At 70.0% G+C, this 25,485-nt stretch carries 24 protein-coding genes, 1 pseudogene and 1 riboswitch; of the genes and pseudogenes, 15 read left to right on the top strand and 10 right to left on the bottom strand.

The annotated features are described in order from the left end of the window. Nucleotides 1-68: 68 nt before the first annotated feature. The 6 genes from tsf (at nt 69) to ACZ6TU_RS22490 (ending at nt 4,756) form a co-directional block, all read left to right on the top strand. Nucleotides 69-905: a translation elongation factor Ts gene (tsf, locus tag ACZ6TU_RS22515; RefSeq protein WP_467677019.1), complete on the top strand. Its 837-nt coding sequence runs from the start codon at nt 69-71 to the stop codon at nt 903-905. A 184-nt stretch (nt 906-1,089) separates the two neighbouring features. Continuing rightward, nucleotides 1,090-1,848: a UMP kinase gene (pyrH, locus tag ACZ6TU_RS22510; RefSeq protein ID WP_234847494.1), complete on the top strand. Its 759-nt coding sequence runs from the start codon at nt 1,090-1,092 to the stop codon at nt 1,846-1,848. A 164-nt stretch (nt 1,849-2,012) separates the two neighbouring features. After that, nucleotides 2,013-2,570 (top strand): ribosome recycling factor, encoded by a 558-nt coding sequence (gene frr, locus ACZ6TU_RS22505; RefSeq protein WP_467677020.1) that lies wholly within the window; start codon nt 2,013-2,015, stop codon nt 2,568-2,570. Then, nucleotides 2,570-3,697, top strand: coding sequence for a phosphatidate cytidylyltransferase (locus tag ACZ6TU_RS22500; protein ID WP_467677022.1), 1,128 nt, complete (start codon nt 2,570-2,572; stop codon nt 3,695-3,697). Before frr ends, ACZ6TU_RS22500 begins: the two co-directional genes overlap by 1 nt. Nucleotides 3,698-3,837: 140 nt before the next feature. Continuing rightward, entirely contained in the window at nt 3,838-4,287 is a 450-nt protein-coding gene (locus ACZ6TU_RS22495) for an SRPBCC family protein (protein WP_467677024.1), read from the top strand. Nucleotides 4,288-4,315: 28 nt separating this feature from the next. Continuing rightward, nucleotides 4,316-4,756, top strand: a complete 441-nt coding sequence (locus ACZ6TU_RS22490; protein WP_467677026.1) for a VOC family protein — start codon at nt 4,316-4,318, stop codon at nt 4,754-4,756. A 213-nt stretch (nt 4,757-4,969) separates the two neighbouring features. Here ACZ6TU_RS22490 and ACZ6TU_RS22485 read toward each other — a convergent pair. Further along, a pseudogene (locus ACZ6TU_RS22485) lies at nt 4,970-5,265 on the bottom strand (site-specific integrase); the annotation flags it as partial. A gap of 306 nt (nt 5,266-5,571) precedes the next feature. On the opposite strand from ACZ6TU_RS22485, the gene ACZ6TU_RS22480 reads away from it, so the two are divergent. The 6 genes from ACZ6TU_RS22480 to ACZ6TU_RS22455 all read left to right on the top strand — a co-directional run bounded on the left by ACZ6TU_RS22480 (nt 5,572) and on the right by ACZ6TU_RS22455 (nt 12,540). After that, entirely contained in the window at nt 5,572-6,045 is a 474-nt protein-coding gene (locus tag ACZ6TU_RS22480) for an ASCH domain-containing protein (protein ID WP_469550569.1), read from the top strand. Nucleotides 6,046-6,596: 551 nt separating this feature from the next. Next, the gene (gene rlmN, locus ACZ6TU_RS22475) at nt 6,597-7,703 is read left to right on the top strand and encodes a dual-specificity RNA methyltransferase RlmN (protein WP_467677030.1); all 1,107 of its coding nucleotides are present in this window, start codon (nt 6,597-6,599) and stop codon (nt 7,701-7,703) included. A gap of 39 nt (nt 7,704-7,742) precedes the next feature. After that, nucleotides 7,743-7,849, top strand: a riboswitch (TPP riboswitch). A gap of 126 nt (nt 7,850-7,975) precedes the next feature. After that, entirely contained in the window at nt 7,976-9,013 is a 1,038-nt protein-coding gene (locus ACZ6TU_RS22470) for a thiamine ABC transporter substrate-binding protein (protein ID WP_469550905.1), read from the top strand. After that, entirely contained in the window at nt 8,989-10,659 is a 1,671-nt protein-coding gene (locus ACZ6TU_RS22465) for an ABC transporter permease (protein WP_469550566.1), read from the top strand. The genes ACZ6TU_RS22470 and ACZ6TU_RS22465 overlap by 25 nt, the downstream gene beginning before the upstream one ends. Further along, on the top strand, nt 10,659-11,678 hold the full coding sequence (locus ACZ6TU_RS22460; protein ID WP_467677034.1) for an ABC transporter ATP-binding protein: 1,020 nt from the start codon (nt 10,659-10,661) through the stop codon (nt 11,676-11,678). The genes ACZ6TU_RS22465 and ACZ6TU_RS22460 overlap by 1 nt, the downstream gene beginning before the upstream one ends. A 25-nt stretch (nt 11,679-11,703) precedes the next feature. After that, nucleotides 11,704-12,540, top strand: coding sequence for a maleylpyruvate isomerase family mycothiol-dependent enzyme (locus ACZ6TU_RS22455; RefSeq protein ID WP_469550564.1), 837 nt, complete (start codon nt 11,704-11,706; stop codon nt 12,538-12,540). 67 nt (nt 12,541-12,607) lie between these two features. Here the strand turns inward: ACZ6TU_RS22455 and ACZ6TU_RS22450 are convergent, their stop codons facing one another. The 7 genes from ACZ6TU_RS22450 to ACZ6TU_RS22420 all read right to left on the bottom strand — a co-directional run bounded on the left by ACZ6TU_RS22450 (nt 12,608) and on the right by ACZ6TU_RS22420 (nt 19,610). Further along, a complete protein-coding gene (locus ACZ6TU_RS22450; RefSeq protein WP_467677038.1) occupies nt 12,608-13,267 on the bottom strand; it encodes an LAETG motif-containing sortase-dependent surface protein in 660 nt (219 codons plus the stop codon). A 204-nt stretch (nt 13,268-13,471) separates the two neighbouring features. Beyond that, on the bottom strand, nt 13,472-14,593 hold the full coding sequence (locus ACZ6TU_RS22445; protein ID WP_467677040.1) for an LOG family protein: 1,122 nt from the start codon (nt 14,591-14,593) through the stop codon (nt 13,472-13,474). Nucleotides 14,594-14,617: 24 nt separating this feature from the next. Further along, nucleotides 14,618-15,025 carry a VOC family protein gene (locus ACZ6TU_RS22440; RefSeq protein WP_467677042.1) on the bottom strand — a complete coding sequence of 136 codons (408 nt, stop codon included), beginning with the start codon at nt 15,023-15,025 and terminating at the stop codon, nt 14,618-14,620. Between the two features lie 108 nt (nt 15,026-15,133). After that, a complete protein-coding gene (locus ACZ6TU_RS22435; protein WP_469550558.1) occupies nt 15,134-16,744 on the bottom strand; it encodes a hypothetical protein in 1,611 nt (536 codons plus the stop codon). Continuing rightward, on the bottom strand, nt 16,726-17,475 hold the full coding sequence (locus tag ACZ6TU_RS22430; protein WP_467677046.1) for an ABC transporter ATP-binding protein: 750 nt from the start codon (nt 17,473-17,475) through the stop codon (nt 16,726-16,728). The genes ACZ6TU_RS22435 and ACZ6TU_RS22430 overlap by 19 nt, the downstream gene beginning before the upstream one ends. A 214-nt stretch (nt 17,476-17,689) precedes the next feature. After that, nucleotides 17,690-19,051 (bottom strand): aspartate aminotransferase family protein, encoded by a 1,362-nt coding sequence (locus tag ACZ6TU_RS22425; protein WP_467677048.1) that lies wholly within the window; start codon nt 19,049-19,051, stop codon nt 17,690-17,692. A 19-nt stretch (nt 19,052-19,070) separates the two neighbouring features. After that, the gene (locus ACZ6TU_RS22420) at nt 19,071-19,610 is read right to left on the bottom strand and encodes an Lrp/AsnC family transcriptional regulator (RefSeq protein ID WP_467677050.1); all 540 of its coding nucleotides are present in this window, start codon (nt 19,608-19,610) and stop codon (nt 19,071-19,073) included. Between the two features lie 164 nt (nt 19,611-19,774). Here ACZ6TU_RS22420 and ACZ6TU_RS22415 point away from each other — a divergent pair, with 164 nt between their 5' ends. The 3 genes from ACZ6TU_RS22415 (at nt 19,775) to ACZ6TU_RS22405 (ending at nt 23,660) form a co-directional block, all read left to right on the top strand. Then, nucleotides 19,775-21,223, top strand: a complete 1,449-nt coding sequence (locus ACZ6TU_RS22415) for a gamma-aminobutyraldehyde dehydrogenase (protein WP_467677052.1) — start codon at nt 19,775-19,777, stop codon at nt 21,221-21,223. 127 nt (nt 21,224-21,350) lie between these two features. Next, complete coding sequence (locus ACZ6TU_RS22410) at nt 21,351-21,872, top strand: hypothetical protein (RefSeq protein WP_467677054.1); 522 nt, start codon at nt 21,351-21,353, stop codon at nt 21,870-21,872. 156 nt (nt 21,873-22,028) lie between these two features. After that, nucleotides 22,029-23,660 (top strand): RNA polymerase sigma factor, encoded by a 1,632-nt coding sequence (locus ACZ6TU_RS22405; RefSeq protein WP_467677056.1) that lies wholly within the window; start codon nt 22,029-22,031, stop codon nt 23,658-23,660. On the opposite strand, the gene ACZ6TU_RS22400 is transcribed toward ACZ6TU_RS22405, so the two are convergent. Further along, on the bottom strand, nt 23,605-24,318 hold the full coding sequence (locus ACZ6TU_RS22400; RefSeq protein ID WP_467677203.1) for a glycerophosphodiester phosphodiesterase: 714 nt from the start codon (nt 24,316-24,318) through the stop codon (nt 23,605-23,607). The genes ACZ6TU_RS22405 and ACZ6TU_RS22400 overlap by 56 nt on opposite strands. Nucleotides 24,319-24,356: 38 nt before the next feature. Continuing rightward, the gene (locus ACZ6TU_RS22395; RefSeq protein ID WP_469550902.1) at nt 24,357-25,475 is read right to left on the bottom strand and encodes an adenosine deaminase; all 1,119 of its coding nucleotides are present in this window, start codon (nt 25,473-25,475) and stop codon (nt 24,357-24,359) included. Between the last annotated feature and the right edge of the window lie 10 nt (nt 25,476-25,485).

Genomic DNA, 25,485 nt, shown 5'->3' with positions numbered 1-25,485 from the left:
CTTCCGGCTCCATGGGGCGCATCCGCAGATCTTCGATCTTCCAGACTTCGAGAGAGATTCACAGACTCATGGCGAACTACACCGCCGCCGACGTCAAGAAGCTCCGTGAGCTCACGGGCGCCGGCATGATGGACTGCAAGAAGGCGCTGGACGAGGCCGAGGGCAACGTCGAGAAGGCCGTCGAGGCGCTCCGCATCAAGGGCCAGAAGGGCGTCGCCAAGCGCGAGGGCCGCTCCGCCGAGAACGGCGCCGTCGTCTCGATCATCGCCGACGACAACTCCTCCGGCGTTCTCGTCGAGCTGAAGTGCGAGACGGACTTCGTCGCCAAGGGTGACAAGTTCCAGGCTGTGGCCAACACCATCGCCGAGCACGTCGCCAAGACCTCCCCGGCCGACCTCGAGGCCCTGCTCGCCTCCGAGATCGAGGCCGGCAAGACCGTCCAGGCGTTCGTCGACGAGGCCAACGCCAACCTGGGCGAGAAGATCGTCCTGGACCGCTTCGCGCAGTTCGCCGACGGCTACGTGACGGCGTACATGCACCGCACGATGCCCGACCTGCCCCCGCAGATCGGTGTCCTCGTCGAGCTGGACAAGCCGAACGCGGAGATCGCCAAGGGCGTCGCCCAGCACATCGCCGCCTTCGCGCCGAAGTACCTCTCCAAGGAGGACGTGCCGGCCGAGGTCGTCGAGTCCGAGCGCCGCGTCGCCGAGGAGACCACCCGCGCCGAGGGCAAGCCCGAGGCCGCCCTGCCGAAGATCGTCGAGGGTCGCCTCAACGGCTTCTTCAAGGACGCCACGCTGCTCGGCCAGCCGTACGCGCTCGACAACAAGAAGTCCGTCCAGAAGGTCCTGGACGAGGCCGGTGTCACCCTGAAGCGCTTCACGCGCATCAAGGTCGGCATCTGAGTCCGTACCGCGATCGACGCCCGACCCCGATAGGGTCGACAGCAGTCGTCCGCGTACGCCGTCACATGAGTGGCGGACGACAGCAGATCTGACGAGGAGGCCATTGCCGTATGGGATGCGAAACACGCCCCACCGGCAATGGCCTTCTTGGTATGTGCAACACGTGAAAGAGGCGGGATCCCCCATGACCACCAAGGCCCAGAAGAGCGACGACGGCAAAGTAAGCGGCCGATTTCTGCTGAAGCTGTCCGGAGAGGCCTTCTCCGGTGGCGGCGGCCTGGGCGTCGACCCCGACGTGGTGCACAAGATCGCCCGCGAGATCGCGGCCGTCGTGCGCGACGGTGCCCAGATCGCGGTCGTCATCGGCGGCGGCAACTTCTTCCGCGGTGCCGAGCTCCAGCAGCGCGGCATGGACCGGGCCCGCTCCGACTACATGGGCATGCTCGGCACCGTCATGAACTGCCTGGCCCTCCAGGACTTCCTGGAGAAGGTGGGGGTGGACTGCCGGGTGCAGACCGCCATCACCATGGGCCAGGTCGCCGAGCCGTACATCCCGCTGCGCGCCGTACGGCACCTGGAGAAGGGCCGCGTGGTCATCTTCGGTGCAGGGATGGGCATGCCGTACTTCTCCACCGACACCACCGCCGCCCAGCGCGCCCTGGAGATCGACGCCGAGGCGCTGCTGATGGGCAAGAACGGCGTGGACGGGGTCTACGACTCCGACCCGAAGACCAACCCGGACGCCGTGAAGTTCGACCACCTCGGCTACGGCGAGGTCATCACGCGCGACCTGAAGGTCGCCGACGCCACGGCCGTGACGCTGTGCCGCGACAACAAGCTCCCGATCGTGGTCTTCGAGCTGCTGGCGGAGGGCAACATCGGACGCGCCGTCAAGGGTGAGAAGATCGGCACGCTGGTGGGGGACCCCGGCAGCCGGGACTGATACCCGAGAACCACCCCGTCCGGGGGACGGACGGGACGGAGCCGGGCCGGGGGATGGACAATGTCCCGCCGGTCGGGAACCGTTCAGAAGAAGACGCGACGCAGCCGGCCGCCGCCCCACATGGAACCGCAGCCGGGCCTACTCAAGACACGCAGGAGCAAGTGGTGATCGAAGAGACCCTCCTCGAGGCCGAGGAGAAGATGGAGAAGGCCGTCGTGGTCGCCAAGGAGGACTTCGCCGCGATCCGCACCGGCCGTGCGCACCCGGCGATGTTCAACAAGATCGTGGCCGAGTACTACGGCGCGCCGACGCCGATCAACCAGCTGGCCTCGTTCTCCGTGCCCGAGCCGCGTATGGCCGTGGTGACCCCGTTCGACAAGAGCGCGCTGCGCAACATCGAGCAGGCGATCCGCGACTCCGACCTGGGCGTCAACCCGAGCAACGACGGCAACATCATCCGGGTGGTGTTCCCCGAGCTCACCGAGGAGCGCCGCCGCGAGTACATCAAGGTCGCCAAGAGCAAGGGTGAGGACGCCAAGGTCTCCATCCGCTCCGTGCGCCGCAAGGCCAAGGACGCCATCGACAAGCTGATCAAGGACGGCGAGGTCGGCGAGGACGAGGGCCGCCGTGCGGAGAAGGAGCTCGACGACACGACGTCGAAGTACGTCGCGCAGGTGGACGAGCTCCTGAAGCACAAGGAAGCGGAACTGCTCGAGGTCTGATGAACGACTCTTCCTGGGGCGCGCCGTCACAGGCCGGGTACTGGGGGCCCACCGACCAAGGCCATGGTCATGGGCACGCCCACAGCCCTGGCCACGGGCACGTCCAGGGGGCCGCTCCGGCGGGTCCCGCATACGATGCGTATGAAGCGCCTCAGACTCGCCCCATGCCCATCGTGCCCGACGTAGCCGAACACGGCGGAAACCAGGATGACGACCGGGGGGCCGCTCGGCTGAGCGGCCCCCCGGTCCGAAACGAGACGAATCCGGAGCCCATGCCCGACGCCGCAGAGCCGGCACCCAAGCCGCAGAAGAAGAGCGCGGGTCGCGATCTGAGTGCCGCGATAGGGGTCGGGGTCGGGCTGGGCGCGGTGATCGTCGCGTCGCTGTTCGTCGTCAAGGCCGTGTTCGTCGGCGTGATCGCGGTCGCCGTCGTGGTGGGCCTCTGGGAGCTGACCAAGCGACTGGACGAGCGCAAGGGCATCCGGGCGCCGCTCGTGCCGCTCGCGCTCGGCGGTGCCGCGATGGTCGTCGCCGGGTACGTCAGGGGCGCCGAGGGCGCCTGGGTCGCCATGGCGCTCACGGCACTGGCCGTGCTGGTGTGGCGCATGACGGAACCGCCCGAGAACTACCTCAGGGACGTCACGGCGGGCGTCTTCGCGGCGTTCTACGTGCCGTTCCTGGCGACCTTCGTCGCGATGATGCTGACGGCGGACGACGGACCGCAGCGGGTCCTCACGTTCCTGCTGCTCACGGTCGTCAGCGACACCGGCGCCTACGCGGTCGGCTGGCGCTTCGGCCGTCACAAGCTCGCGCCGCGCATCAGTCCCGGCAAGACCCGCGAGGGCTTGCTCGGCGCGGTCTCCTTCGCCATGGTCGTGGGCGCGCTGTGCATGCAGTTCCTCATCGACGACGGTGCCTGGTGGCAGGGCCTGGTGCTGGGCCTCGCGGTCGCGGTCAGCGCCACGCTCGGCGACCTCGGCGAGTCCATGATCAAGCGGGACCTCGGCATCAAGGACATGGGCACGCTGCTGCCGGGGCATGGCGGCATCATGGACCGGCTGGACTCGCTGCTGCCCACGGCTCCGGTGGTGTGGCTGTTGCTCGTGCTCTTCGTGGGGTCCGGCTGAGGCGATACGGCTTTCACGGTTTTTGCGGGTTACAGCGAGCTCTCGTCCGATGGTCGGCGGGGGCTCGCTGTCGTTGTGCGGGGGTGCCTGTGGCGTCACCAAGTGGGACGATTCAGGTGTACGTCGTGAAGGGGGACATCATGTCCAGCATTCGACAGACCATCGATGTCGACCGGCGTCCCGAAGACGTCTACGACTACGTCATGGACACCCCGCGGCTGCCGGAGTGGCAGCTGAGCGCCGTGTCCGCGGAACGACTCGACGAGGGGCCGGTCGGCGTCGGCTCCCGGATGCGGGTCACCCGGCACGTCGGCCGCCGGGTCATGCCGATGACCATGGAGGTCACGGAGTACGACCCGCCGCACAGCTGGGGCATGCGAGGTGTCGACGGCCCCGTCCGGGCACGCGTGCACGGCGAGGTCGAGCCGTTCGACGAGGGGCGGCGCTCCCACGTGACGATCGAGGTCGACTTCGAGGGCCACGGCGTCGGCAAGGTCCTCGTCCCGCTCGTCGTACGCCCCCAGGTCCGCAAGGAACTGCCCCGCAACGAGCAGCTCCTCAAGGACCGGCTGGAGCACACGGGACAGTAGGAAGGCTGTCACACCGAGGAGACCCAGGGTGACGATCCAGCGGATGGACAACGTCCTCATCGTTGTCGACGACCTCGACGCTGTTCTTTCGTTCTTCGTCGAACTCGGCATGGAGCTGGAGGGCAGGGGGCCGGCCGAGGGGCCTTGGGTGGAGCGCGTCATCGGGCTCGAGGACGTCCGACAGGAGGTCGCGATGCTGCGGACCCCGGACGGTCACGGCCGAATCGAGCTGGCGATGTTCCACCAGCCGAAGGCGATCCGCCCCGAGCCGAAGGACGCACCGGCGAACACGCTGGGCATTCGTCGCATCATGTTCGCCGTCGACGACATCGAGGACGTCATCGCCCGCTTGCACACCCACGACGCCGAACTCGTCGGCGAGGTGGTGCGGTACGAGGACAGCTATAGGCTCTGCTACGTCCGCGGCCCCGAGGACATCATCGTCGGGCTGGCCGAGCAGCTCGGCTGAGTGCAAGTCACAGGAATCGACCTGCACTGGTACAGCCATGCCTGACTCTTCCCACACCCGCTCCAGTTCCTGCTTCTGCGAGTTGGTCAGAATGCCTCGGTCAAGGCCTTCACCTTTACCCGAGTTCCACCAAGGCTCTCAACGACGCCGTGCTCCGGAAGTCAACAGTCTCCCTGCGTGATCTCTCATATCAGGCCCTCCCCAAGTCGCGGACTACGCCTGATCGTAGGAAATGCAGCCATCGAAGGTGGTGTCGATGGCCTTCCGGGCACGCTCGCTGCTGGGCATCAGGTGGGCGTACACCCGCAGCGTCATCGCCGGATCGGAGTCCCCGAGATATTCGCTCACGGCCTTGATGCTCTCGCCCGCGTCCAGGAGGCCGAGGCGTAGAAGTGGCGAAGGGCGTGCATTCCGTGCTGCCGGGCGGAGGTGTACGGCTCCCCGGGTTCCGGCGTCGGGATAAGGCCGGCCACCGCAAGGCCGGGCTTCCACTCCTGGATGTTGAAGTTGGCGTTGGCCCCGGCTGGCCGCGTCGGCGGCGCGCTCGGCGGCTGCGGGCATGAAGGGGGAAGGCACCCTCTGTGGCTGGGGCGGTCGGCTCCACGGCTTTAGGCAGCCACTTTGGGGCGAGCCTCCAAGATCATGGCCCCAACGTCGTGCTTCAACGGGCAGGTCCACAGACTGCCCGACGCGCCGGAAGCTTACGGGGCCATGATCACTCGCGCCAAAGCAGCTCCCGGCCAAAGCCGTTCCGCCGACCGCGTGGGCCCCTTAACGTTCTGACCTGCTCGGGGTGGGGTCGCTACGGTGATCGCATGACGCCCGACTCCATCTCACCCGCAGACATCGCGTCGATGCCCAGGACCGAGTTCGCCTTCCCTGGCTCACTGCGCGACCAGCTTGTCTCAGCGATCCTCAATGGTTCCAAGACCTCCACAACAGGACTAGTCGTCGCCTACGAGCATGAGGGAGAGCCCTTGCCGGAAGTCGGGAACCGTTCGGTGGTCATCGACTCGGACGATCGGCCGGTTGCGGTTATCGAGGTGACCAGCGTGCGCGTCGTCCGGCTGGCGCAGGTGGATCTTGCTCACGTGACAGATGAGGGCGAAGGGCACACCAGTGTGGCGGAGTGGCGCGAAGGGCACGAGCGGTTCTGGCACAGCGAGGAGATGCGTGCGGCCTTGGAGGACCCCGGCTTTGCCGTCGACGACACGACGCTGGTGGTTCTGGAACGCTTCCGCGTCGTCGGCGACCTTCGCCTCTCCGATGCTGCCCGGATCTACGAGTGACGCCGTGCCCCTGACGTGCCCGACGGAACGGCGAACAGAGGGGAGTGTCGGGGAACAGCAGAGCTGGCCGGAGACACGCTGGTCAGCGTCTCGCCCGGTTGGCAGAGAGATTCCGCTCTTCCCGGCAGGCGCGGCGGTGATGAAATACGGGATCATCGGAGAACCTCTTTTCTTGATCCTCGACAATCCGACGCCCAATGGGCCATCTATGCGTAGCACGTCGCCGGACGGCGAAGACCCGCACCGCGTCGGGAACGCCTTGCTGCGACTCTCGTGGAATTGCGAATGACCCAAGCCTTTGGCGATCTCATATCCCGGATCGCCGATGAGGTGTTCTTCGTCGTGTTCGCGAACCGGAATCATCGACACGTTTGACACATGATTCCGGTTGGCGTGTGGCGGGCTGAAAACGGCAGAGCCCCCTGGGCCGTCCCTGGGCCGCCCCTGAGCCGTGCGAGCTGATCGACGATGACAGACGGTGATCACGGGTGACCGCCCCCACCCCTCTCTGGCCTGGGCTCCCGGAGTTGATCTGCCACACTGGACGGGTTATGCCTGCACCCGGAGAACTCACTTTCGTAGCCCCGCGCGGAGCCAAGAAGCCGCCGCGGCATCTCGCCGACCTCACTCCTGCCGAGCGCAAGGAGGCCGTTGCCGCTGTCGGGGAGAAGCCGTTTCGTGCCAAGCAGCTCTCGCAGCACTACTTCGCGCGGTACGCGCACGATCCGGAGCAGTGGACCGATATCCCGGCCGGCTCCCGCGGCCGGCTTCAGGAGGCGCTGCTCCCCGAGCTGATGTCCGTCGTGCGGCATCTGTCGACCGACCAGGGCACCACGCGCAAGACACTGTGGCGGCTGTTCGACGGGACGCTCGTCGAGTCCGTGCTGATGCGCTACCCGGACCGGGTGACCATGTGCATCAGCTCGCAGGCCGGGTGCGGGATGAACTGCCCGTTCTGTGCGACCGGGCAGGCGGGGCTCGACCGGAATCTGTCCACCGCCGAGATCGTGCACCAGATCGTCGACGGTATGCGGGCGCTCAGGGACGGTGAGGTGCCGGGCGGGCCGGCGCGGCTCAGCAACATCGTGTTCATGGGCATGGGCGAGCCGCTCGCCAACTACAACCGGGTCCTCGGCTCCATCCGGCGGCTCACCGACCCCGAGCCCGACGGGCTGGGGCTCTCGCAGCGCGGGATCACCGTCTCGACGGTCGGTCTCGTCCCTGCCATCCACCGGTTCGCCGACGAGGGCCTCAAGTGCCGCCTCGCGATCTCGCTGCACGCCCCCGACGACGAGCTGCGCGACACCCTCGTCCCCGTGAACACGCGGTGGAAGGTGCGCGAGGTCCTCGACGCCGGGTTCGAGTACGCGGCGAAGTCCGGACGCCGGCTGTCCATCGAGTACGCGCTGATCCGGGACATCAACGATCAGGCCTGGCGCGGTGACCGGCTCGGGCGGATGCTCAAGGGCAGGCCCGTGCATGTGAACCTGATCCCGCTCAACCCGACGCCAGGCTCCAAGTGGACCGCCTCGCGCCCCGAGGACGAGAAGGCGTTCGTGGAGGCGATCGCGGCCCATGGTGTGCCGGTGACGATCCGGGACACCCGTGGTCAGGAGATCGACGGGGCGTGTGGTCAGCTCGCGGCCACCGAACGGTAGTCTGACCGGCGTAAGCACACCTGCATTTCCGACACCTTCATATTCCGACAGGGGAGCGCCACAGCGCTGAGAGTGCGGCACACGGCCGCAGACCCTCCGAACCTGGCCCAGGTCATTCTGGGTAGGGAGATCGGTCATCACTCGAGCTGTTGCGCCCTGCCCGGGACCCCCGACAAGTCCCGGGCAGGGCCGCGTCTTCTCCTGGTCACTCCAGGAGGAATCCAGTGAGCAACAACAAGAAGCGGCTGACGGCAGTGGTCGTCGGGCTCGGCATGGCCGGCGCGCTCGCCGCGTGCGGGTCGTCCGACGACGGCCAGGGGTCCGGCGACTCCAAGACCGTGACCCTCGTCAGTCACGACTCGTGGGCCGCCTCGAAGGACGTCATCGCGGCCTTCGAGAAGCAGTCCGGCTACAAGGTGAACGTCCTCAAGGACGGCGACGCCGGGCAGGCCGTGAACAAGGCCATCCTGACCAAGGACAACCCGCAGGGCGACGTCTTCTTCGGCGTCGACAACACGCTGCTGTCCCGCGCCCTCGACAACGGTCTCTTCCAGCCGTACGAGCCGAAGGGCTCGGACCGGATCGCGCCGGAGTACCGGGCCGACCAGGACAAGCACCGGGTCACGCCCATCGACACCGGCGACATCTGCGTCAACTACGACAAGAAGTACTTCGCCGACCACAAGCTCGACCCGCCGCGGAGCCTCGCCGACCTGGTCAAGCCCCAGTACAAGAACCTCCTGGTCACCGAGAACGCCTCCACCTCCTCGCCCGGCCTCGGCTTCCTGCTCGGCACCGCCGCGAAGTACGGCGACGGGGGCTGGGAGGGGTACTGGAAGAAGCTCAAGGCCAACGGCGTGAAGGTCGTCGACGGCTGGGAGCAGGCCTACAACGAGGAGTTCTCCGGCTCGGCCAGTGGGAAGAAGGCCAAGGGGGACCGGCCGCTCGTCGTGTCGTACGCCTCCTCGCCGCCCATCGAGGTCGTCTACGCCGACCCGAAGCCGGCCGCGGCACCGACCGGGGTCGCGCAGGGCACCTGCTTCCGGCAGGTCGAGTACGCCGGGCTGCTGAGCAACGCGAAGAACACCAAGGGCGGCAAGGCGTTCCTCGACTTCCTGATCAGCGAGCGGTTCCAGGAGGACATGCCGCTCAACATGTACGTGTACCCGGTGCGCGAGGGCGCCCAGGTGCCGCCGGAGTTCGTGAAGTACGGGCCGCAGGCCAAGGACCCGGAGACCATGGATCCGGCGAAGATCGCCGACAACCGTGACCAGTGGGTCAAGTCGTGGACCTCGCTCGTACTGAAGTAACCGTCCGCGAGGACCGGCGCGGGAGCGCGGCGCGGCTCGGGCTCATCGCCGTGCCCGTCGCGTTCTTCGCGGTCTTCTTCGCCTACCCCGTCGCCGCGATCGTCGCGCGCGGTCTGAAGGTCGAGGGGGTCTGGCAGTTCGGGCGGATCGGGGAGGTGCTGGCGCAGTCCGATGTCCGGCACGTCCTGTGGTTCACCACCTGGCAGGCGATTGTCTCCACCGCGCTCACGCTGCTGGTCGCGCTCCCCGGCGCGTATGTCTTCGCGCGCTTCGACTTCCCGGGCAAGCAGGTCCTGCGGGCGGTCGTGACCGTGCCGTTCGTGCTGCCGACGGTCGTCGTCGGCACGGCGTTCCTGGCGCTGGTCGGGCGCGGCGGGCTGCTCGACGAAATGTGGGGCGTGCGGCTGGACACCACCGTGTGGGCGATCCTGCTCGCGCACGTCTTCTTCAACTACGCGGTCGTCGTACGGACCGTCGGCGGGCTCTGGGCGCAGCTCGACCCGCGGCAGGAGGAGGCCGCGCGGATGCTCGGAGCGTCGCCTCTGAAGGCCTGGCGGAAGGTGACCCTGCCGGCCCTCGCCCCCGCCGTGGCCGCCGCCGCGCTCATGGTCTTCCTGTTCACCTTCACATCCTTCGGCGTCGTCCAGATCCTCGGCGGGCCCACCTTCTCGACCCTGGAGGTGGAGATCTACCGGCAGACGTCGGAGATCTTCGACCTGTCCACGGCGGCTGTACTGACGTTGATCCAGTTCGTCGCGGTGGGCGCGATCCTCGCCCTGCACGCCTGGACCGTACGGCGGCGGGAGACCGCGCTGCGGCTGGTGGACCCGTCCGTGACCGCCCGCCGGCCGCGCGGCACCGGGCAGTGGGCGCTGCTGGGCGGGGTGCTCGTCACCGTCGTCGTGCTGCTCCTGCTGCCGCTCGCCGTGCTGGTCCAGCGGTCCCTGGGCGTTCCCGGCTTCGGCTACTACCGGGCGCTGACCAGGGACGACGGCGGGGTGTTCCTGGTGGCGCCGATCGAGGCGATCGGCAATTCGCTGTCGTACGCCGTCGCCGCCACCCTCATCGCCGTGGTGATCGGCGGTCTCGCCTCCGTCGCGCTCACCCGCCGGGACGCCGGGCGGTTCGTGCGCGGCTTCGACGCCCTGCTGATGCTGCCGCTCGGGGTGTCCGCGGTGACCGTCGGCTTCGGGTTCCTGATCGCCCTCGACGAGCCGCCGCTGGATCTGAGGTCCTCGTGGATCCTGGTGCCGCTCGCGCAGGCGCTGGTCGGTGTGCCGTTCGTCGTCCGGACGATGCTGCCCGTGCTGCGGGCGGTGGACGTGCGGCTGCGGGAGGCGGCCTCGGTGCTGGGGGCCTCGCCCTGGCGGGTGTGGCGTGAGGTGGATCTGCCGATGGTGCGGCGGGCGCTGCTGATCGCGGCCGGATTCGCCTTCGCGGTGTCGCTCGGGGAGTTCGGGGCGACGGTGTTCATCGCGCGGCCCGACAACCCGACGCTGCCGGTGGCCGTGGCGCGGCTGCTGGGCCGGCCCGGGGAGCTCAACTACGGCCAGGCGATGGCCCTTTCGACGATTCTGATGGTGGTCTGCGCCGTGGCCCTGCTGGTGCTGGAGAGGCTTCGCACCGACCGGAACGGGGAGTTCTGATGCTGCTGGCTCTGGAGGGCGCGACGGTCCGTTTCGGCGGGCGTGCCGTGCTGGACGCCGTCGACCTGGAGGTCGCCGAGCACGAGATCGTGTGCGTGCTCGGGCCCAGCGGCAGCGGCAAGTCGACGCTGCTGCGGGCGGTGGCGGGGCTCCAGCCGCTCGACTCCGGGCGGGTGTCGCTCGACGGGCGCGACCAGGCGGGCGTGCCCGCGCACCGGCGCGGGGTCGGGCTGATGTTCCAGGACCACCAGCTGTTCCCGCAGCGGGACGTGGGCGGCAACGTCGCCTTCGGACTGCGTATGCACGGGGCGGCGAAGCGGCACCAGGTCGAGCGCGTACAGGAGTTGCTGGATCTGGTCGGCCTGCCTGGCGCATCCCGCCGGGCCGTCGCGGCGCTGTCGGGCGGGGAGCAGCAGCGGGTGGCGCTGGCCCGGGCCCTGGCGCCGAGCCCCCGGCTGCTGATGCTGGACGAGCCGCTGGGGCAGCTCGACCGGTCGCTCAGGGAGCGTCTGGTCGTCGAACTGAAGGAACTGTTCGGCCGGTTGGGCACGACCGTGCTCGCCGTGACACATGACCAGGGGGAGGCCTTCGCGCTGGCCGACCGGGTCGTGGTGATGCGGGACGGGCGGATCGCCCAGTCCGGTACGCCTCTTGAAGTGTGGCAGCGGCCGGCCGACGCGTTCGTGGCCCGCTTCCTCGGCTTCGAGAACGTCGTCGAGGCGACGGTCGGGGCGGAGGCCGCGGACACGCCGTGGGGCAAGGTGCCGGTGCCGGAGGGCGCCCCGCAGGGCACACGGACCCTGCTGGTGCGGCCCGCCGGTGTGCGCCTGGTGTCCGCCGACTCGGGCCTGCGCTGCACGGTGGCCGCGCGCACCTTCAAGGGCACCCATGTCGCCGTCCACCTCCAGCCGGAGGACGCCCCGCGCCTGGAGGCGGCATGCGCGCTGCGGGCGGCACCTGAGGTCGGGGACGAGGTCGGTGTGGCGTTCGACGCGACCGAAATCGTGGTGCTCGGCTGATCGGCTGCCGCCTATGGTGCGGGGCATGACGCTACTCTTACACGACCGCTACTGCGACGAAATCGCCCACCAGGTCGCTCAGTTGAGGTCCGTGGTGACGTCCGGCGCCGATCTGTCCGCCACCGTGCCGACCTGCCCGGACTGGTCGCTGGAGGACCTGGCCCGGCACACGGGCGGTGCCCTGCGCTGGGTGGAGTTCATCGTGCGGACCCGGGCCCAGGAGGAGGTGCCCGAGGAGCGGGTGCCGGGCCTCTCCGGACCCGAAGCCCGGGGTGACGCCGCCGTACTGGACGCATGGCTGGCGGAGAGCGGAGAGCGGGTCGTCGCATCGCTGCGGGAGGCCGGGCCGGACACGACGGTGTGGAGCTGGGCGGGGATCCTCAACTCCGGGTTCTGGGCCCGTCGGATGACGCACGAGATCACCGTGCACCGCGCGGACGCCACGCTCGCCGCCGGACTGCCCTACGAGGTCGCGCCCGACGTGGCCGCCGACGCCATCGACGAGTGGCTCCAGATCGTGGAGTTCGTGCAGCGGACGGCACCGCACGACACGGTGAGGGAACTGCGTGGTCCGGGCCGCAGCATCCATCTGCACGCCACCGACACCGGGTCCGGCCTGAACGCCGAGCGAAGCGAGATGGAGGTCCCCCCGCCCGAAGGGTGGGGGAGGCTCATCGAGCTCACCGAGGACGGTGTCGTCTGGCGCCGGGGCCACGAGAAGGCCACGGTCGCCCTGCGCGGGCCGCTCACCTCCGTCCTGCTCGCGTTCTACCGCCGGCTGCCGCTGGACGCCCCGGAGCTGGAGGTGCTGGGGGAGCGGGAACTGCTGGAGTTCTGGCTGGAGCGGGCGACGTTCGGGTAGGGCCGGGACAGGCGATGGCCCGCCCCCACGAGGGGGACGGGCCACCACCGGGCGCTGATGCGCGGCGTCAGCTGTCGCTGCTGCTCGCCCCACGACGGCGCATGCCGAAGAACACCGCGCCGCCACCGACGACGACCAGGGCCGCCGCGATGCCGGCGATGATGCCGGTGTTGGAGTTGGCACCGGTCTCGGCGAGGTTGGAGTCACCGGCCGCGGGCGCGGGCGCGTTGCCCGCCGGCGTGGTGCTCTCGCTCTCCGACGGCGACGGAGCCGGGGTGTCGGTCTCCTCGGCCGGCTTCGACGGGGAGGCCGACGGGGTCGGCGTGGCCGGCGGAGTCGCCGGCGGCTCCTCCTCTTCCTTCTTGCAGGCGGTGGCCGGGGTGACGAGGTTCGGCTTGATGTCCTCGTCGACGTACGGAGTGGCCTTGACGTGGATGCGGTACTCCGCGTTCGGCTTCCAGTCCTCGGCGAAGGTGATGGTGGTGCCTTCGCGCGAGCCCTTGACCACCTGCTCGCCGACCTTCTTCACGTCGGCGCCGTTGTTCTCCAGGTACACGGTGACCGTCGCCGGGACACCGGCGGGGTCCACGTCGGTGACGGTGATGACGCCCTTGTCGCCGTCGCACTTCGCCTCGGCCGAGAACTCGTTGATGTTGCAGGCGAGCGCGTTGCCGGCGGCACCGAGCGCGAGCGCGGCCGAGGCGGAGACGACACCGAGGATCCGCACGGAACGTGCGACGGTACGGCGCGAAGCCGTACGGCGTGATACGGACAGAACTGCCACGTTTGTCCTTTACAGGATGCGCAAATGCGGGGGGTGGAGGCAGTGTTGACGGAACATCAGCACTACCGGGAGGCTCCCAGGTCTATAAGCGCCGCATAAGTAGTGTCAACGCATATGCAGCTTGCAAGCACTTGCTTTGCCAGCTTATTAACCGCCGAGACGTTTCAACGCCTCCGGCGCCTCCTCGATCCGCTCCACCAGCGCGATCCGCGCCTCCATCGAACGGCCCCTGGCCAGCGACTGGAGCAGCGGCCACGTCGGCAGCCTCTCCGTCCAGTGCGCGCGGTTCACGAGCACCATCGGCGTCGGCTCGCCGCGCGACTCGTAGTAGTTGGGCGTCGCGTTGTCGAAGATCTCCTGTACGGTGCCGGCGGCGCCCGGCAGGAACACCACGCCCGCGTTCGACCGGGCCAGCAGACCGTCCTCGCGGGTGGCGTTGGCGAAGTACTTGGCGATGTGCGACGCGAAGGCGTTCGGCGGCTCATGGCCGTAGAACCAGGTCGGGATCCCCACGGAACGCCCGCCTTGCGGCCAGCGCGTGCGTATCTCGAAGGCGGCCGTCGCCCACTGGGTGATCGACGGAGTGAAGTGCGGTGCCTTGGCGAGCAGTTCGAGCGACTCGGCGAGCATCTCGTCGCCGAACGGGGCGGCGTGGGCGCCGAGGTTCGCGGCCTCCATCGCGCCCGGTCCGCCGCCCGTGGCGACCGTGAAACCGGCACGGGTCAGCTCTCGGCCGAGCCGCGCCGCCCCCGCGTACTCCACCGTGCCACGGGCCATCGCGTGGCCGCCCATCACGCCCACGACCGGGGCCCCGGACAGGAGTTCGTCGAGTGCGTCGGAGACCGAGTCGTCGTGGACCGAGCGCAGCATGGAGGCGTAGATGTCCCGGTCCGCCTTCGTGCGCTGGAACCAGGCGTACGCCTGGGCGTCGGGCGTGGCCTCGTAGCCGTCCGCCAGCGACTCGAAGAGCTCGTCCGGCGAGTAGACATGGCCGCGGTACGGGTCGAAGGGCAGGTCCGGGACCGGCGGGAAGACCAGGGCGCCGTCCGTGCGGATCTTCGCGGCGGCCTCCTCGCGCATCGCGCAGCCGAGGAAGACGGCACCCGCCGTGTCCGTGCCGAGCAGTTCGCGCGTACGGTCCGTCAGGTCGACGGCCTGGACGCGGTGACCGGCGAGCGTGCCGCGCGCCGAGACGGTCGCGTCGAATTCCTCCAGCGTCTCGATCTCACGGTCGTCGTGGTGGGCCGCATGGGCGGGCATCGTCTGCACGCGCCCATGCTGGCACAGCGCGTCTCAGCCCTCGACGGCCGCCGGGTCCATCCACACGACCTCGAAGGTGTGGCCGTCCGGGTCGTCGAAGGCGCGGCCGTACATGAACCCGTGGTCCTGGGTCTCGCCGGAGACGGAACCGCCCGCCGCGACCGCCTTCTCGACCAGCTCGTCGACCTTCTCGCGGCTCTCGGAGCTCAGCGCGATCAGCACCTCGCTGGTCTTCTTCGCGTCCGCGATCTCCTTCTTCGTGAACTGGGAGTACTTCTCCTTGGTGTGCACCATCACCACGATGGTCTCGCTGATCACGACCGAGGCGGTGCTGTCGTCGCTGAACTGCTCGTTGATCGAGTAGCCGAGCTCCGTGAAGAACTTCTTCGAGGCTTCGAGGTCGCTGACGCACAGGTTCACGAAGATCATCTGCTGGTACATGCCGGGTCTCTCCCATCGGGTCCGTGTCGTTACGCGGGGATAGACCGGGGGTCGGAGCGGAACTCATCGCCGTACGGAGATTTTTTCGTACGAGTTTTCCAGCGGGCTTCAGCGGGCCAGCGGCAAGGCCGCCAGTTCGGCGACCGTCAGGGTCAGCGGGCCGAACAGGGCCAGCAGCGCGCCCGCGCGGAGGGCGGCGGCGCTGCGCAGCATCGTCGCGGGGGCGCCGAGACGCAGCAGCGCGGCGGTGGTGTCGGCGCGGGCCTGGCGGGCCTCGACGGCGGCCGTGAGGAGCGTCGCCACCGTGCAGCCGGTGACCAGCAGCACACCGAGCATGGTGAGCGGACCGAGCGACAGTCCGTCCGGGGCGTGCAGCAGCGCCATGGCGCACGCGGCCGCCAGCACCGCGCAGACCACGCCCAGGGGGCGGCCGATCCGGGTGGCCTCCGCCATGAGGATCCGGCCGGCCAGGAGCCGGAGGGCGCCGGGGCGGGCCGACTGGAGCAGCCGTCCGCACAGATGGGTCAGGCCCGGACCGGCCAGGGCCAGACCGACGGCAGCGAACGCCCAGCCCGCCAGGACGCCGGGGGAGGCGCCGGAGAAGGTGAGGTCGGGGGGCGTGGGGGCGGTACGGCTCGTGTAGGTCTCCACGGCGAGGCCCGCGGCCAGGACGGTGATGCCCCAGGGGAGACCGGAGGGGGCGGCGGTGGGGGCGTCGTCGGACAGGGGGGTGTCCGGCAGGGCTGCGTCGGAGACTGCGGTGTCCGGTGTCGCGGCGTGCCCGGCCGACAGGTCGGGCACCGCCAGGTGCGGGGCGGACTGCCGAGCGGGGTTCCCGGCCGGGAGATCGGCGCTCACGGCCTCCGGCGCCGCCGTCCGAGGGCCGGACAGCTCGGCGGGGTCCTCGACCGCGCTCACCGTGCTCCCGGCGCTCCGCGTGGTCGAGCCCATGGCCGCTGCCGGCACGGACGCGCCCGTCCGCGCCGGGGGCGGCCCGCCGTTCTGCCCGGCAGGCCCGTTCTGCCCGTTCGTCCCGGCCGACTCGGCCGACTCGGCCGACTCAGCGGGCCCGGTGGCACGACCGTCCGTGGGCCGGACGATCTGCCGGCCGAATCGGCCGTACGCCCCGAAGGTCTCGCGTGTGCTCGTGCGCCGGTACGCGCCGAAACGGCCGTACATCCCGGCCGTCCGGGACGGGACCGGCCTCGCCTCCCTCGGCCGCAGCGCCAGCGCCACCGCCACCGACGCGGCTCCGGGCACGATCGCGAGCAGCGTCAGGGTTCCCGGGAGCGGCAGCGGCTGGTCCGCCGCGAGAGCCTCGGCGGCCGCGCCGTCGAAGGGCAGGCCCGTCAGGTCACCGCGCAGGTGCAGGAAGAACAGCAGGGCCAGCATCGAGCCCAGCGTGCAGGACAGGGCCGTCGTCGTCGCCGAGACGGCCATCAGGCGCAGTGGGCCGAGGCCGATCGCGGACAGGCCGGGGCGGGGCTTCGTACCGGGGTCGGTGCGGGCCACCGCGACCGCGAAGTACACCATGGCGGCCAGGGGAACCACGCACCAGGCCAGCCGCAGGAGGGCGGCGCCGGTGGAGCCGGGGTGGCCCAGTGCGTAGCCCAGGGCGCAGAGCAACAGAAAACCCGTCCCCGCCGAGGCCGCCGCGACCAGGAGGCGGCGCAGCTGGACGGCGGGGTGGGCGCCGCGGGTCAGACGGAGAGCGAGCACGCGGCCCGGCCTTCCGTCTCGGTGGGTTCGGCGACCGGCGGCAGGTGCACCGTCTGCACGTGCCGCCCGTCGAGCAGGGACACCGTGCGGTCGGCGAGCGCCGCGGTCTCCGCGTCGTGCGTGGCCAGGACGACCGTGATGCCGTGGGAGCGGGCCGCCGTGGTGAGGGTGCGCAGCACATGGGCGCGGTCGGCGCGGTGCAGGGGTGCCGTGGGCTCGTCGGCGAACAGGACCGACGGGGCGGGGGCGAGGGCGCGGGCGATGCACACCCGCTGCCGCTCGGCCTGCACCAGCTGGTGCGGGCGTTTGTGGGCCCCCTCACCGATGTCCAGGCGCTCGAGCCACTCCAGGGCCACGGTCTTGGCGCGGCGCCGGCTGGTGCCGCGCAGCATCAGCGGCAGGGCGGCGTTCTCCCAGGCGTTGAGCTCCGGGACCAGCGAGGGGGCCGGGTCGATCCAGCCGAAGCGGTCGCGGCGCAGCCGCTCGCGGGTGAGGGGGCCCATGGTGTGCACGGGCACGCTGTTGAACCAGACCTCGCCGCGCCGGACGGGCACCAGGCCGGACATGCACCGCAGCAGGGTCGTCTTGCCGCTGCCGCGCGGGCCGCTGACGGCGAGGATCTCGCCCTCCCGGACGCCGAGCGAGACACCGCTGAGCGCGGGGGAGCCGTCCTCGTGCTGGAAGTGCAGGGCGCGTGCCCAGAGCACGTCGTTGTCCGGCTGGGCCTCCATGGGCGTACACCTCGGTTCAGATCCGCAGTTCCCGTGTCCATCCCCCGCGCGGGGGAACGAAGGCAGGGTCGATCGGTCACTGGCACGCTAGGCAGAAGGCGGCGGGCCGCCGGACAGCACGCGGCCCCGGGCCGCCGTTTCTCACTCGAACGGGGGGCACCGGGGCCGGTGTTGATCATCCAGGCAGACGATCGGAGCGACGTCAGCGCGACGATCAGAGCTTCGTCCACGCCTCCGACAGGGTGGCGCGCAGGATCTGCTCGATCTCGTCGAACGTCGACTGGTCGGAGATCAGCGGCGGGGCGAGCTGGACGACCGGGTCGCCGCGGTCGTCGGCACGGCAGTACAGGCCGTTCTCGTACAGCTTCTTGGAGAGGAAGCCGTACAGGATCCGCTCGGTCTCGTCCGCGTCGAAGGACTCCTTGGTGGCCTTGTCCTTGACCAGCTCGATGCCGTAGAAGAAGCCGTTGCCGCGGACGTCGCCGACGATCGGCAGGTCGTGGAGCTTCTCCAGGGTGGAGCGGAACGCGCCCTCGTTGTCGAGGACGTGCTGGGTGAGGTTCTCGCGCTCGAACAGGTCGAGGTTGGCGAGGCCCACGGCCGCGGAGACCGGGTGGCCGCCGAAGGTGTAGCCGTGCAGGAAGGTGTTGTCGCCCTTGTAGAACGGCTCGGCCAGGCGGTCGGAGACGACGCACGCGCCGATCGGGGAGTAGCCCGAGGTCATGCCCTTGGCACAGGTGATCATGTCCGGGACGTAGCCGAACTTGTCGCAGGCGAAGATCGTGCCCAGCCTGCCGAAGGCGCAGATGACCTCGTCGGAGACGAGCAGCACGTCGTACTGGTCGCAGATCTCGCGGACGCGCTGGAAGTAGCCGGGCGGGGGCGGGAAGCAGCCGCCCGCGTTCTGCACCGGCTCCAGGAAGACCGCGGCGACCGTGTCCGGGCCCTCGAAGAGGATCTGCTGCTCGATCTGGTCGGCGGCCCAGCGGCCGAAGGCCTCGGGGTCGTCACCGTGGATCGGCGCCCGGTAGATGTTCGTGTTGGGGACCTTGTGGGCGCCCGGGACGAGGGGCTCGAAGGGTGCCTTCAGAGCGGGCAGGCCGGTGATGGACAGGGCGCCCTGCGGGGTGCCGTGGTAGGCGACCGCGCGGGAGATGACCTTGTGCTTGGTGGGCTTGCCGACCAGCTTGAAGTACTGCTTGGCGAGCTTCCAGGCGGTCTCGACCGCCTCTCCGCCGCCGGTCGTGAAGAAGACCTTGTTCAGATCGCCCGGCGCGTGGTGCGCGAGGCGCTCGGCCAGCTCGACGGCCTTGGGGTGGGCGTAGGACCACACCGGGAAGAACGCCAGCTCCTGCGCCTGTTTGGAGGCGGTCTCGGCGAGCTCGACGCGGCCGTGTCCGGCCTGCACCACGAACAGGCCGGCGAGACCGTCGAGGTAGCGCTTGCCCTGGTCGTCGTAGATGTACGTGCCCTCGCCCCGGACGATGGTGGGGACGGGGGACTTCTCGTACGACGACATGCGCGTGAAGTGCATCCACAGGTGGTCGTACGCGGTCTGGGAGAGGTCCTTGCTCACGGCTATCGGGTCCTCACGGTTATCGGGTTCCCCACATGTAGGTCTGCTTCTTGAGCTTGAGGTAGACGAAGCTCTCGGTGGAGCGCACTCCGGGGACGGCCCGGATGCGTCTGTTGATGACGTCCAGGAGGTGGTCGTCGTCCTCGCAGACGATCTCCACCATCAGGTCGAAGGAGCCTGCGGTCATCACCACGTACTCGCACTCGGACATGGCCGTCAGCGCGTCCGCCACGGACTCCACGTCGCCCTCGACGTTGACGCCGACCATCGCCTGTCTGCGGAAGCCCACGGTGAGCGGGTCCGTGACGGCGACGATCTGCATCACGCCCTGGTCGAGCAGCTTCTGGACGCGCTGGCGCACGGCCGCCTCGGACAGGCCGACGGCCTTGCCGATGGCGGCGTACGGCCGGCGGCCGTCTTCCTGGAGCTGTTCGATGATCGCGAGGGAGACGGCGTCCAGCTGCGGCGAGCTGCCGTTTCTGGACTCGCGGGAAGACTCGCGGTGCTCCCGCGAGCCCTTCTGGTCTGCGCTTCGACTGGCCACGAGCTCACTGTGCACGAGGTCTCGACAGTTCCGCAAGCCTCGATCGATGAAATCCGTTGTTTCGGTAGCTGACTCCTGCGAATTCCGCACGATCGAAGGGAGCGGGGGTGTTGAAAACGTGGGTCGGCCGACTAGGGTGGGTGTCTCAAGTACTGGACATCCGAACTGGAGGGCCGGCAGTGAGCACCGAGCTGGGACGGCTGCGCAAGCTACGCAACTACATCGCCGGTGAGTTCCGGGACGCCGCCGACGGACGGACCACCGAGGTGGTCAACCCCGCGACGGGCGAGGCGTACGCGACCGCTCCGCTGTCCGGGCAGGCGGACGTGGACGCCGCGATGGCGGCGGCCGCTGAGGCCTTCCCCGGCTGGCGCGACACCACGCCCGCCGAGCGCCAGAAGGCCCTGCTGAAGATCGCGGACGCTTTCGAGGAGCGCGCCGAGGAACTGATCGCGGCCGAGGTGGAGAACACGGGCAAGCCGGTCGGGCTGACCCGCTCCGAGGAGATCCCGCCGATGGTCGACCAGATCCGCTTCTTCGCGGGTGCGGCGCGGATGCTCGAGGGCCGCTCGGCCGGTGAGTACATGGAGGGCCTGACCTCCATCGTGCGCCGTGAGCCGGTCGGTGTCTGCGCGCAGGTCGCTCCGTGGAACTACCCGATGATGATGGCCGTGTGGAAGTTCGCCCCGGCGATCGCGGCGGGCAACACGGTCGTCCTGAAACCGTCCGACACCACCCCGGCGTCCACGGTGCTGATCGCGGAGATCCTCGGCGGAATCCTGCCGAAGGGCGTCTTCAACGTCATCTGCGGCGACCGCGAGACCGGCCGCATGATGGTCGAGCACGAGACCCCGGCGATGGCCTCCATCACCGGCTCGGTGCGCGCCGGCATCCAGGTCGCCGAGTCCGCCTCCAAGGACGTCAAGCGCGTCCACCTGGAGCTGGGCGGCAAGGCGCCGGTCGTGGTCTTCGAGGACACCGACATCGCCAAGGCCGTGGAGGACATCTCGGTCGCGGGTTACTTCAACGCCGGCCAGGACTGTACGGCCGCCACGCGCGTCCTCGTCCACGAGTCCATCCACGACGAGTTCGTCTCGGCGCTGTCCAAGGCCGCCGCCGAGACGAAGACCGGGCAGCCGGACGACGAGGACGTGCTGTTCGGCCCGCTCAACAACCCCAACCAGCTCAAGCAGGTCGAGGGCTTCATCGACCGTCTGCCCGCGCACGCGCGCGTGGAGACCGGCGGCAAGCGGGTCGGCGACAAGGGCTACTTCTACGCGCCGACCGTCGTCTCGGGCCTCAAGCAGGAGGACGAGATCATCCAGAAGGAGGTCTTCGGCCCGGTCATCACCGTGCAGTCCTTCACGGACGAGGACCAGGCGGTGCAGTGGGCCAACGGCGTCGAGTACGCGCTCGCCTCCTCCGTGTGGACCAAGGACCACGGCCGCGCCATGCGGATGTCCAAGAAGCTCGACTTCGGCTGCGTCTGGATCAACACGCACATCCCGCTGGTCGCCGAGATGCCGCACGGCGGCTTCAAGAAGTCCGGCTACGGCAAGGACCTGTCGGCGTACGGCTTCGACGACTACACGCGGATCAAGCACGTGATGACGTCGCTGGACGCGTAGTCACCCGAGCACGCTGCTTGCGGCCCCGGACGGTCGGTTTCCGTCCGGGGCCGCTCGTGCGTCTGCAAGTGGGTTTCGCACCCGGCAGCTTTTTGAACATGTTCAAGAACGGGCGTAGAGTGCGCTCATGAGCGACAGAGCCGCCCTTGAGAAGGGCATTCGCGCGTGGCTGGTCTTCTTCGTCGTGTGTCTGGTGCTCAGCGGCGCCACGGCCTTTCCTCTGGTGCACGAACTGCGCTGGACCGAGGACCTGCTGCGGGCGCTGTCCGTGGGGGAGTACCTGCCCGGTCTGACGGAGTGGATCGAGCGGGTCCGGGCCGGGCTCGACGAGGCCGATGCGGATTACCCGTTCCTGCTCTACGGCACGGACTGGCTGGCCTTCGCGCACCTGGTGATCGCGGTCGCTTTCCTCGGGCCGTACCGCGATCCGGTCCGCAACATCTGGGTCGTCGAGTTCGGCATGATCGCCTGCGCGGGCATTGTTCCGCTCGCCCTGATCTGCGGACCGATCCGCCAGATCCCCTTCTGGTGGTCGGTGATCGACATGTCCTTCGGGGTGCTCGGGGTGATTCCGCTGTACATCGTGCGGCGGAAGATCAAGCGGCTGGAGGCTCTCGGTCCGCGTCCGGTACCGGTGCCGGCGGCTTAGCCGCCGTCTGCGCTGTCCGGTGGTCCGCGCAGAAAAGTGTTATCCGCAAGTCCTTCACACCGTCTCCGTCTGTGATCCCCGGCATAGCCAAGATCCCGGTCCTACCTGAGAGGGTGCGTGCGGAACATCAGCGATCCCAGGCGTCGAGAGGCCACCGTGGACAGTCAGCACTGGCGCGCCACCATCACGGCGGCGCAGTCCGGCGACCGGCAGGCGCTGGACGAGCTGGTCGCGGGCTGGCTGCCCCTGGTCTACAACATCGTGGGCCGGGCCCTGAACGGTCACGCCGACGTCGACGACGTCGTCCAGGAGACCATGCTGCGCGCGGTCGACAACCTCGGCTCGCTGCGCGACCCGGACAGCTTCCGGTCCTGGCTGGTGGCGATCGCCATGCGGCAGATACGCGATCGCGCCCGGCGCCGGACCCCGGACCGGCTGGAGGAGGCGGCGGCCTCCGACTTCGCCGAACTGACCGTGCTGCGGCTCCAGTTGGAGGGGCAGCGGCGTGAGGTCGCCGAGGCCGTGCGGTGGCTCGACGACGAGGACCGGCAACTGCTGTCGCTGTGGTGGCTGGAGGTCGCGGGTGAACTGACCCGGCGCGAACTGGCCGCAGCCGTCGGCATCACCCGGCAGCACGCCGCCGTGCGCGTGCAGCGGATGAAGGAGCGCCTGGAGACCTCGCGCGGCATCGTCCGCGCCCTGGACGGCGCCTGCCCCGACCTGCGCGAGCTGACCGGCCGCTGGGGCGGCCGGCCCGACTCGGTGTGGCGCAAGCGGCTGGCCCGGCACATCCGGGGCTGCGGCTACTGCGGCGACACCCCCGAGACGGTCGTACCGGCGGAACGCCTCCTGGTCGGCATCGCGCTCGTCCCGCTGCCCGTCGGGTTCACACTGTCGCTCGCCTTCGGCGGCAAGACGGCCGTGGCCGCCGGCTCCGCCGGGTGGTCCGCCAAACTGCTGGGCGCGCTCACCAAGCCGGCCGTCGCGATGACCGCCGGCGCGACGATCGTGGCGGGCGGCGCCTACGTCGTCACCCAGCCGCAGGACGCCCCGCCTCCCCGGGCCGCGGTCACCCCCACGGCGACGGCCGGCTCCGAACCGCCGCCCTCCGCCTCGCCCACCCCCACGCCCTCCCCGTCGGCGACGAAGAAGGCCGACCTGTACGGCTCGGTCGTCGACGCCGTCGACCGCGCCCCCGACCCGGATGCCCGGCCCGCCGACCTGCCCCGCCGCCCCGAGTCCGGCGTCACCAGCACCGGCGGCCCGCGGGCCGTCATGCAACACCGTGGCGACAGCGTGACGCTGAGCGGCCGGGGCTATGTCCTGGTCCGCTGGCAGATCTCGCCGCACGCCCGGCCCGGCGGGGTGGTCATGCCGACCTGGACCGGCCTGAAGGGCAAGCTGTTCCACGTGGCCTCCGGCGGCTCGCGCCGCATGGACGACCCGCTGCCCGGCGCCCCGAACGGCTACGCCACCGGTATGGGCGGCCCGGACATCGGATACGCGGTGCTGCCGCCCGGCACCCAGCAGATGTGGCAGAACGAGTACTTCTACGTCGACGGCAGCGTCACCCTCACCCAGAACGAACGCGGCTGCGACTACGGCATCGCCGTCTTCCCGTCGAGTTGGCAGGCCGTGGACAAGGACATCAACGAGGGCCCCGATCAGGGCGCGATCCGCTACGGGCTCGTCCGCGACACCGGCACGGACAGCGCGCCGGTGCCGCAGTACGTCACGCGTTCGGCCCCGGCCGATCCGGCGACGGTCCCGCAGCGCTCGCGCGTGTAGCGCACAGCACGTCGATGCGGTTGGTCGTGATCGAGTCCACCCCCGCGTCCAGCAGCCGTCGCATGGAGCGGCGCGTGTCGGGGGTCCAGACGGACAGCAGGTAGCCGTCGCGGTGAACACGGTCGGCGAGGGGGCGGTCCACCAGTGAGAAGCGGTAGTTGAGCCAGCGCGGGCGGATCGCCTCCAGCAGGACGGGCCGGGGCGGGGCCAGGGTCGTCCAGGTGAGGGCGATCTCGGCGGCCGGGTCCGCCGCGCGCACGGCGAGCATGGCGTCGGCGCCCGCGCAGTAGTAGACGCGGTCCGCCGCCCCGGCCTGCCGTACGGCGTCCATCACCCGCCGCACCGCACGCACGTCGGGCGAGCCGGGCAGGTCGATCATCACCCGGTGGCCGTCGGTCGCGGCCAGCGCCTCCGTCAGGGCCGGAACCCCGCCGGCGGTCAGCCCGCGCAGCTCCTCCCAGGACAGCGCGAGCACCGGCCGCTCCTGCTCCCAGAGCCGCTTCAGCGTCCTGTCGTGCAGCAGCACCGGCACGCCGTCCCGGGTGAGCCGTACGTCGATCTCCACCGCGTCCGCGCCCCGGTCGAGCGCGGAACGCAGCGAGGCGACGGTGTTCTCGCGGTGGCGGTAGGGGTCGCCACGGTGGGCCACGGCGGTCATGAGCCGCCCGGGGCGCTCGGGGCGCTCGATGGAGGGCGTCACCGGTCGAGCCACCCGGCGGTGTACGTGTCGATCTCCTCCTTGATCCGGTCCTTGCCCGCCGCGTCCAGGAAGGACGCCTCGACGGCGTTCTTCGCCAGGTCGGCCAGGCCCCGCTCGTCGAGGTCGAGCAGCCGGGCGGCGACCGCGTACTCGTTGTCGAGGTCGGTGCCGAACATCGGCGGGTCGTCGGAGTTGATCGTGACGACGATCCCGGCCTCGGCGAACTCCCTGATCGGGTGCTCGTCGAGGGTGCGGACCGCGCGCGTGGCGATGTTGGAGGTCGGGCACACCTCCAGCGGGATCCGGTGCTCGGCGAGGTGGGCGAGGAGCTTCGGGTCCTGCGCGGAGCTGGTGCCGTGGCCGATGCGCTCGGCCCGCAGATGCGTGAGGGCGTCCCACACCGTCTCCGGACCGGTGGTCTCACCGGCGTGCGGTACCGAGTGCAGCCCGGCGGCGATCGCCCGGTCGAAGTACGGCTTGAACTGCGGACGCGGCACGCCGACCTCGGGCCCGCCCAGACCGAAGGAGACCAGGCCCTCCGGGCGCAGCCGGTCCTCGGTGGCGAGCCGGGTCGTCTCCTCGGCGGCTTCGAGCCCCGCCTCGCCGGGGATGTCGAAGCACCAGCGCAGCACGGTCCCGAAATCCGCCTCGGCGGCCTTGCGGGCGTCCTCGATCGCGTCCATGAAGGCGCGCTCGTCGATGCCGCGGCGCGTGGAGGAGAACGGGGTGATGGTCAGCTCGGCGTACCGCACCTGCTGCCGGGCCAGGTCACGGGCCACCTCGTAGGTCAGCAGCCGGACGTCCTCCGGGGTGCGGATCAGGTCGACGACCGACAGGTACACCTCGATGAAGTGGGCGAAGTCGGTGAAAGAAAAGTAGTCGACCAGGGCCCCGGGGTCGGTCGGAACCTTCGAGTCGGGATGCCGGGCGGCCAGCTCGGACACGATCCGGGGGGAGGCGGAGCCCACGTGGTGCACATGCAGTTCGGCCTTGGGCAGCCCGGCGACGAAGGTTGTGAGGTCGCGCGGGGCACGGGGGTCGACGAGATGCTCGGTCAAGGGTTCCTCCCCGGAACGGCGCCCCTGTCGGCACACGGCGGGAGGGACGCGGGTGATCGGCTGATCG

Source organism: Streptomyces sp. NPDC052064, from assembly GCF_055585925.1.
The sequence above is the reverse complement of the archived record's forward strand: the minus strand, read 5'-3'. Positions and strand labels throughout refer to the sequence as shown.